Below are 7,764 nucleotides of genomic sequence, written 5' to 3' on the forward strand. Positions count from 1 at the left end.
ACAAGAAACGTTGATTTTATTAATGGTCAAACAGCTATCGAAGATGTAGCATTAACACCTATTCCTGCATTTAACTTTACTGTAAATGTGGAAGATCCACAAGGTAACCCTATTTTTGGTGCTCAAGTAAATTTGAACTTTCCAGAGATTTCTCTCAATACAAATTCGGATGGCTTAGGACAAGCACAATTTGATCTATACTACGCCGATAATTATAATTTAACGATAGGTAAATGGGGTTATTTTACAAGTTGCCAAGAAATTGCCATTGATCAGAATACACAGCAAATTACCGTTGTTTTAGAAGAGGGCTACTACGATGATTTTGCATTTGACTTTGGTTGGTCAAGTTATGGGGATGCAGAAGACGGACTTTTTGTTCGTGTTGTTCCTGTTGGTCAGGGAGATATCTATTCACCCTCTCAGCTTTATGGTGATAGTCCGTGGGACTGTGGTAAAATGGCCTATGTTACAGGGAATAATGGTATCTACGATGAAGTGACAGATGGCGCGGCTCTATTAACATCGCCCGTGTTTGATGTGACCAATATTGCAGATCCATATGTGAATTATCGTAGGTTCTTTTACAATAATTTCGGTCCATTTCCACCTGATGATACACTTAGGATTACTTTATCGAATGGAATCGAAATCGTTGAAATAGATAAAGTAGGTAGCTCAGGTACAGATTTTATAAATAAATCCATTCGTATTGCAGATTATTTAACACCTACGGCAGATATGCAAATTACTTTAAGCGTGAGTGATATAGAGCCTATGGGGAATTTGGTAGAAGTTGTTTTTGATGAATTTTACGTGAGTGCCCAGGACAATTCATCGGCAGAGAACCTTGATGAACTCCAGCCTTTAAAAGTTTACCCTAATCCATCAACAGGGATTATTAGGGTTAATACCCCAGAAAAAGGTAAGTTAAAAGTGGTTGACCAAACGGGAAGAGTGGTGTTTGCTAGAATTATTGAAAAAGGTTTAAACATGTTGGATTTGAATGGTTTAAACCCTGGAGCTTATACAGTGCAGATAGGCACACGTCAAAGTAAAATCATTTTACAATAGGATAAGCTAAATTAGAAAAGAAGTTTTTTCATTTACATTTTTATCTTTGTTTTCGTATGAGTACTTCGAAGCAAATTTCAATCGTTGTTCCACTCTATAATGAGGTGGAATCTTTACCAGAATTACATAAGTGGATCGTTCGCGTAATGAACGAGAATAACTTCACATATGAGGTGATGTTTGTGGATGATGGTTCTAAAGATGGATCATGGAAAGTGGTAGAAGAACTCCGTGCGAAAGATGATAACGTAAGAGGGATTAAATTCCAACGTAATTACGGGAAGTCTGCTGCTTTACAAAAAGGATTTGAAGCCGTAATTGGGGATGTGGTCATTACCATGGATGCCGATTTACAAGATTCACCCGACGAAATACCAGAACTATACCGCATGATAACCGAAGACGATTTGGATGTGGTTTCTGGTTGGAAGAAAAAGCGTTATGATCCTTTATCGAAGACGATACCTACAAAGCTGTACAACTGGGCTGCTCGTAAATTGACGGGGATTTATTTGCACGACTTCAATTGTGGACTTAAAGCCTACAAATTGGCGGTTGTAAAAAGTATTGAAGTATACGGTGATATGCACCGATACATTCCGCCATTAGCAAAATTTGCGGGTTTCAATAAAATTGGAGAGAAGGTGGTTGAACACCAAGCGCGAAAATATGGTACTACAAAATTTGGTTTAAATAGGTTTGTAAACGGACCTTTGGATTTACTTACGGTAGTATTCATGGGGAAATTTGGAAAGAAACCGATGCACTTCTTTGGTGCGATTGGAACTTTGCTATTTATCATAGGTTTTGGTTTGACCTTTTACTTAGGATTTATGAAAGTATTCATAGACCCAACAGGTACCTTGTTGGCACGCAAAACCGAGTTCTTCGTAGCTTTGGCTGCAATGGTAATAGGTTGTCAATTCTTCCTAACAGGCTTTATTGCAGAATTGATAGGCAGAAACTCTTCTACACGTAATATCTATTTAATCGAAAAAGAAGTCTAATGATTACTTGTTCGAAAGATTGGACACTTTTTTTAGACAGAGACGGCGTCATCAATCAACGCAATTTTGAAGGTTACATAGAACATCCGCAAGATTTTAATTTTGAAACGGGAGCCAAGGAAGCGATAGCTGCTTTTAATAAGCTTTTTCAACGTGTTGTTGTAGTTACGAACCAGCAAGGTGTAGGAAAAGGAATAATGACAGAGCGTAACCTTTTAGACGTTCACACTTATATGCTAGAGGAATTAGAAAAAGTAGGTGCAGGTTTGGACCATATTTTCTATTCTACCGACTTAAAAACAAAAGAGAACAATTCAAGGAAACCCAATCCAGCTATGGGCTATTGGGCGCAAGAGATGTTTCCAGAAATCGACTTTAAAAAATCGATAATGGTTGGCGATACCAATGGTGATATTCGTTTTGGGAGAAATCTTGGCATGACTACTGTGTTGATTAAGTCAAAAGAAGAAGTGAGCGAGCAGGCCGACTTTGAGTTCGAGAGTTTATTAGAATTAGCAAAAAACATAAAACAAGATGCATAACATTTTATTTTTTACACTTATCATATTTACAGGTTCTCTTTTTGCACAAGCCAATAAGGTTGATGCACAAGGTAGAAAACAAGGTGAATGGGGCAAGAAGTATGAAAACAAAACTGTTTACATGTACAAGGGGCAATTCAAGGATGATAAACCTGTAGGGAAATTCATCTATTGGTACCCAAACAATGAAATTAAAGCGATTGTCATTCACGATGAGAACTCCAATCGTTCGGTTGCATACACTTATCATGAAAATGGTAAAATGATGTCTTATGGAATTTACAGAGATCAAAAGAAGGATTCTGTATGGAATTATTACGGACCTTCTGAACGTTTGAGTTTAAAAGAGACCTATAAAGACGGTGTTTTACATGGATTGAAGACGATTTACTATGTACCTCAGGAACTTGGAGTACCTACCACACAGATAGCCAAAACCATTACCTATAAAAATGGTGTGCTGGATGGTCCAATTAAAGCTTACTTTGATAATGGTGTGGTAAAAGAAACTGGAAACTTTACGAACGGTAAAAGAGACGGTGTTTTTAAAACCTATTATCCTTCAGGAAAATTACAATTTACTTACCGTTATAAGATGGATAAGTACCATGGCTGGCAGCAAACCTTTAATGCAAAAGGCGAGGTGATTGGTAGTAAGTATTACATCAATGGTAGAGAAATTAAAGGTGAAGAACTTGAGAAAATAAAAGCAAACAGAGGGAATGGCGGAAATTAGCAACCTCTTGTCTCAAATTATCGTTTATCTTTAAAGAACGATGAAAAAAATCAATTTTTTATTCCTGATGCTCCTATTGTTTTCTTGTAAAAAGGAGGAAACAAAAATAGATTTTGGATATAGCTATTTCGGCCTCCAAGAAGGAAGGTATGTCATTTATGATGGGATGTATATCACCCATGATAAAAATCTAGTTCCAGCGCACGATACCACTTTTTATAAGCTCAAAACATTGGTGGGCAAAGATTACGTTGATAATTCTGGAAGGACAGCCAAAGAGTTTACCCGTTTTTTGTGGAATGAAAGTACACAAACTTGGGAGCTTAAGGACCTTTACACTGCTATTATTGATGGAGGAAAGGCAGAGTTAGTGGAGGAGAATCAACGAAGAATTAAACTTGTGTTTGCCGTTGCAGAAGATAAAACCTGGAACGAAAATGCTTACAACACACAAGAAAAAATACAGTGCAGTTATCAATCCATAGGAATTCCAAGAACGCTAAATGGAATTGATTTCGATAGTACTGTAGCCGTATTAAAAGGAGATTTCTTCACTTTCTATGATCACGAGCGTCACTATGAATTATATGCAAAAGACGTAGGGATGATTAAGAAATATTACCAAGATTTAAGAATTTTAGGTGAAGATTCTACAGTGATAGAAAAGGGAATAGAGGAATTTCTAACCCTTACAGATTTCGGAATTGAATAGCTTTTTTATATTTACCGAAACTACATACCCAAACGTATTTAATGAATTATTCTGATATCAAATTCGATTGTTTGTATTTCAAACAAGAATTACCGTGTAAACCACATAAAGAACAAGGTGTTTCATGTATAGATTGTAGTGTATACAAGCCTGTACAAAAACGTGTGTTGATTGTAAAACTCGGTGCATTAGGAGATGTTATTCGCACAACTCCTTTAATGAAAGCCTTGGAAGATAAATACGGAACTTGTCATTTTACTTGGATTACGCATTCTCCTGCAATTATTGAAAATACGAGAGCCCAAAAGGTTATTCCTTTTAACGGACTCAATTTTTCTATTTTACAGTTGAGTGAATTTGATATTGTTATCAATCTCGATAAAGAAAAAGAAGCTTGTTTATTAGCGACTCACGTAAAGGCAGAAGAGAAGTTTGGTTTCTTTATGAATGGAAACCAAATAGATGGCTTCAATGCCCATGCCCAAGAGAAAATTTTGACGGGTGTAGACGATGGAATTTCTCAATTAAATACGAAAAGTTACCTCGAAGAAATCTTCAATATTTGTGAGTTGACTTTTGACTACCAAGAGTATGAAATAAATTTGAATCATGCCTTAGTGGATAAATGGAATACCAACTTCAACGAAATAAAAGAGGGGAAGACCATCATAGGTTTAAATACGGGGTGTGGTCCGCGTTGGAAAACACGTTTATGGCCAGTTGCCTATTGGGTAGAGTTGGCGAAGAACCTTAAGGAACAAGGATACTTTGTACTGTTATTAGGTGGAGCTCAAGAAGACGAGCAGAACAAACAAATTGCCAGTGAGTCGGGCGCGCATTATGCCGGACATTTTTCATTGGAAGAATTCATCGCTTTAAGTGCCAATGTAGATGTAGTGGTAACACAAGTATCTATGATGATGCATATTGCTACTGCATTGCAAAAGAAAATGGTGTTGATGAACAACATCTTTAACAAGCACGAGTTTGAATTGTATAAACGCGGTGTAATTGTTGAACCAAGTACTTCTTGTGATTGTTTCTACGGAGTAACTTGTTCGAGAGAGAGAAGCTGTATGAAAGATATTTCTGTTGAAGAAATAGCTACAAACGTGAATAAACTAGCCGAAGTAACGGCGTAAGAGAACATGAAAATTGCATATTTATCCGTATTCTACCCATACAGGGGTGGAATAGCTCACTTTAATTTTGATTTGTGTAAAGCCTTCATGATGCACCATGAAGTAAAGGTATTCAACTTTAGTTTGCAGTACCCAAACTTCTTGTTTCCAGGAACTACACAGTATTTAGAGGAGGGGAATGATGCAACCAAGTTAGAAAACGAAAGGGTTTTAAATTCAGTGAATCCCTTGAGTTATTTTTCTGCCGCGAAAGCTATTAAAGACTATAATCCTGATTTATTGGTAATCGGTTATTGGATGCCTTTTGTAGGACCAAGTTTGGGAACAGTAGCTGGTTTGGTGAAAAAGAAATGTAAAGTAGTTTCTGTGGTACACAATGCTATTCCGCACGAAACAAAAATTATAGACAAACCTTTTACCAAGTATTTCTTAAAAAGAAACTCAGGTTTAATTGCTTTGTCAAAAGCCGTTGAGGATGATATTAAAAAATTGCATCCCTCAGCAAAAACTACTGTGGTAAAACATCCTGATTATACACATTTCGGAGATCCTATATCTAAGGCAGAGGCACGCAGAATTTTAGATATTCCTGAAATTGATAAGGTATTGTTGTTCTTTGGAATAATCAGAGAGTACAAAGGCCTTAAACTGCTTTTAGAAACGATGAAAGATTTGCCCGAAGATTATACTTTACTCTGTGTTGGGGAAGTATACGGTGATGATGCAGAGTACAGAGAAATGCTTAAACATCCACAATTGTCTCAACGTGTTCGTTTTATTAATGATTACGTACCCGATAGTGAAGTGAAAAACTATTTCTGTGCTTCAGATGTTAATATACTGCCGTACAAGAGTGCCACGCAGTCTGGAATTTCATTTATAGCTAATCAATTCAATTTACCGCTCATTGTAACAGATGTAGGAGGGTTGAGAGAATGTATAGTAGAAGGGAAGACAGGCTTGTTGGTGAAAGAGAGAACACAAGAAAATTTAAAACAAAGCATCTTAGAGTATTTCGAAAAAGGATATATGGATGAATTTGTAGCCAATATGCAAGCCGAGAAAGATGAGAATTCTTGGGAGAATATGGGGAAGAAGATAGTAGAGTTTGCGAAGAATTTGTAGAGATTGGATACGTTAAAAGCATATATCAGAGAAGGAGAACACCAACAGCAAGATTTTAAGTTTAGAATAGATGACGCCAAGAAAATAGCGCGTACACTTTCTGCTTTTGCCAATACAGATGGTGGAAGATTGCTTATTGGTGTGAAAGATAACGGTAAGGTTGTAGGGATACATCCTGAAGAAGAATTCCACATGATACAAGGTGCTGCAGAAATGTATTGCAAACCTGCAATTTCTTTTGAATCAAATGTTTGGCAGGATAAACATAAACTAGTACTTGAAGTGCTTATTGAACCAGCAGATGAAAAACCCATCAAGTCGTTGGATGAAAATGGAGTGTGGAAAACCTACATACGCAGAGATGATCATACACTATTGGCCAACAAAATTTTGATTGGTCTGTGGAAGCAAAAGAAACGCAACCACGCTAAACCCGAAAAGTTCGACGAGGAAGAATTGAGCTTTTTAAGAACCATAAAAGAAGAGGCTCCAGCTACTTTAAGTCGACTCTACAGGAAGTCAGATTTACCTAAAAAAAGAGTAGACAACCTACTCATACTTTTTATCTCTTGGGATTTGGTGGCAATGGATATTTCTGAAGAGGGAACTTTTTACCGTTTGAAATAACGTTACTTGAAAGTGTGAATGACCTGAGATTTTCATCTTTTAACTCATCTTAAGGCTAGGAAAGTTGAACATTTTGGCGATTCCAATGACACCTTTATAAAATCATGCTCTGAAACAATTTTAGCCTTGATGGAATAAGAATTAAACCCCTCTAAAAATTCCCTCACTATCTACTTCGTCTTGAAATTCCCAAAAATCCATGTTAGAAATTGCCAAATTATTATCTACGGCCCACATCTCTTGGGGGATCAAGCGGAAGGTGTTGTCTTCTTGTGTCGTTAAATCAACACACAAAATAGGGTGATCTTCATGACCAATGGTTACACTATCAACAATAAAGAGGTACCAACACTTGTAATTTTCATTGCGCGGGTAGAGCTTTTCTAATTTTAAATTATCGAACTCTTTTTGGTTGATATATTCTACGGCTGCACTAAAACCTAAATTTTTTCCCGATAATGAAATCATATTACACACCTTGTCCCAGGTAGCGTCTGATGAAAAATCAGTTCTAAGTACAAGGGCTTTAGTGGTACTTGGTAAATCTAATGTAGCTGTGTTTGTATCTTTCATAGTAGTTTTCTTTTCAATTTTTCTATTTACAGGTAAAGGAATCTGTCTGATAATTGGTTCGTTGTCATAACCGCAGGCACTCATTAAGATTGCAATTAAAAAGGGGAGTAGGATTTTATTCATTTTTAAATGTATAGATTTTAGATGTTTCGCTAATATCACAATTATTAATGAATTATTTTTCGTTGAAAATAAATGGAAACATTCTAAACCTTATAACCCCATC

Annotated in this window: 9 protein-coding genes; 8 read left to right on the forward strand and 1 reads right to left on the reverse strand. The window is 36.5% G+C overall.

The genetic code is table 11. The features are described 5' to 3' along the window. From AC22ZQ_RS10550 to AC22ZQ_RS10585, 8 genes are all read left to right on the forward strand, one after another. A partial coding sequence (locus tag AC22ZQ_RS10550; protein WP_318958749.1) for a T9SS type A sorting domain-containing protein occupies window positions 1-1,074 on the forward strand: 1,074 nt, incomplete at its 5' end. 56 nt (window positions 1,075-1,130) lie between these two features. Continuing rightward, window positions 1,131-2,081 (forward strand): glycosyltransferase family 2 protein, encoded by a 951-nt coding sequence (locus tag AC22ZQ_RS10555; protein ID WP_318958750.1) that lies wholly within the window; start codon window positions 1,131-1,133, stop codon window positions 2,079-2,081. Then, a complete protein-coding gene (locus tag AC22ZQ_RS10560) occupies window positions 2,081-2,623 on the forward strand; it encodes a D-glycero-alpha-D-manno-heptose-1,7-bisphosphate 7-phosphatase (RefSeq protein ID WP_318958751.1) in 543 nt (180 codons plus the stop codon). Before AC22ZQ_RS10555 ends, AC22ZQ_RS10560 begins: the two co-directional genes overlap by 1 nt. Then, the gene (locus AC22ZQ_RS10565; protein ID WP_318958752.1) at window positions 2,616-3,359 is read left to right on the forward strand and encodes a toxin-antitoxin system YwqK family antitoxin; all 744 of its coding nucleotides are present in this window, start codon (window positions 2,616-2,618) and stop codon (window positions 3,357-3,359) included. Before AC22ZQ_RS10560 ends, AC22ZQ_RS10565 begins: the two co-directional genes overlap by 8 nt. 40 nt (window positions 3,360-3,399) lie before the next feature. After that, the gene (locus AC22ZQ_RS10570) at window positions 3,400-4,071 is read left to right on the forward strand and encodes a hypothetical protein (RefSeq protein ID WP_318958753.1); all 672 of its coding nucleotides are present in this window, start codon (window positions 3,400-3,402) and stop codon (window positions 4,069-4,071) included. A 41-nt stretch (window positions 4,072-4,112) separates the two neighbouring features. After that, window positions 4,113-5,213 carry a glycosyltransferase family 9 protein gene (locus tag AC22ZQ_RS10575; protein ID WP_318958754.1) on the forward strand — a complete coding sequence of 367 codons (1,101 nt, stop codon included), beginning with the start codon at window positions 4,113-4,115 and terminating at the stop codon, window positions 5,211-5,213. Between the two features lie 6 nt (window positions 5,214-5,219). Then, window positions 5,220-6,338, forward strand: coding sequence for a glycosyltransferase (locus AC22ZQ_RS10580; RefSeq protein WP_318958755.1), 1,119 nt, complete (start codon window positions 5,220-5,222; stop codon window positions 6,336-6,338). Window positions 6,339-6,341: 3 nt separating this feature from the next. After that, window positions 6,342-6,965, forward strand: a complete 624-nt coding sequence (locus tag AC22ZQ_RS10585) for an AlbA family DNA-binding domain-containing protein (RefSeq protein WP_318958756.1) — start codon at window positions 6,342-6,344, stop codon at window positions 6,963-6,965. Between the two features lie 141 nt (window positions 6,966-7,106). On the opposite strand, the gene AC22ZQ_RS10590 is transcribed toward AC22ZQ_RS10585, so the two are convergent. Next, entirely contained in the window at window positions 7,107-7,661 is a 555-nt protein-coding gene (locus tag AC22ZQ_RS10590) for a DUF6924 domain-containing protein (RefSeq protein WP_318958757.1), read from the reverse strand. Window positions 7,662-7,764: the final 103 nt, after the last annotated feature.

This window comes from Lishizhenia sp. (genome assembly GCF_057456495.1).

Excerpts from the sequence above, each read along its gene's own strand:
- AC22ZQ_RS10560 (WP_318958751.1), top strand. The coding sequence starts at position 2,081 with ATGATTACTTGTTCGAAAGATTGGACACTTTTTTTAGACAGAGACGGC.
- AC22ZQ_RS10565 (WP_318958752.1), top strand. The coding sequence starts at position 2,616 with ATGCATAACATTTTATTTTTTACACTTATCATATTTACAGGTTCTCTT.
- AC22ZQ_RS10580 (WP_318958755.1), top strand. The coding sequence starts at position 5,220 with ATGAAAATTGCATATTTATCCGTATTCTACCCATACAGGGGTGGAATA.
- AC22ZQ_RS10575 (WP_318958754.1), top strand. The coding sequence starts at position 4,113 with ATGAATTATTCTGATATCAAATTCGATTGTTTGTATTTCAAACAAGAA.
- AC22ZQ_RS10555 (WP_318958750.1), top strand. The coding sequence starts at position 1,131 with ATGAGTACTTCGAAGCAAATTTCAATCGTTGTTCCACTCTATAATGAG.
- AC22ZQ_RS10570 (WP_318958753.1), top strand. The coding sequence starts at position 3,400 with ATGAAAAAAATCAATTTTTTATTCCTGATGCTCCTATTGTTTTCTTGT.
- AC22ZQ_RS10590 (WP_318958757.1), bottom strand. The coding sequence starts at position 7,661 with ATGAATAAAATCCTACTCCCCTTTTTAATTGCAATCTTAATGAGTGCC.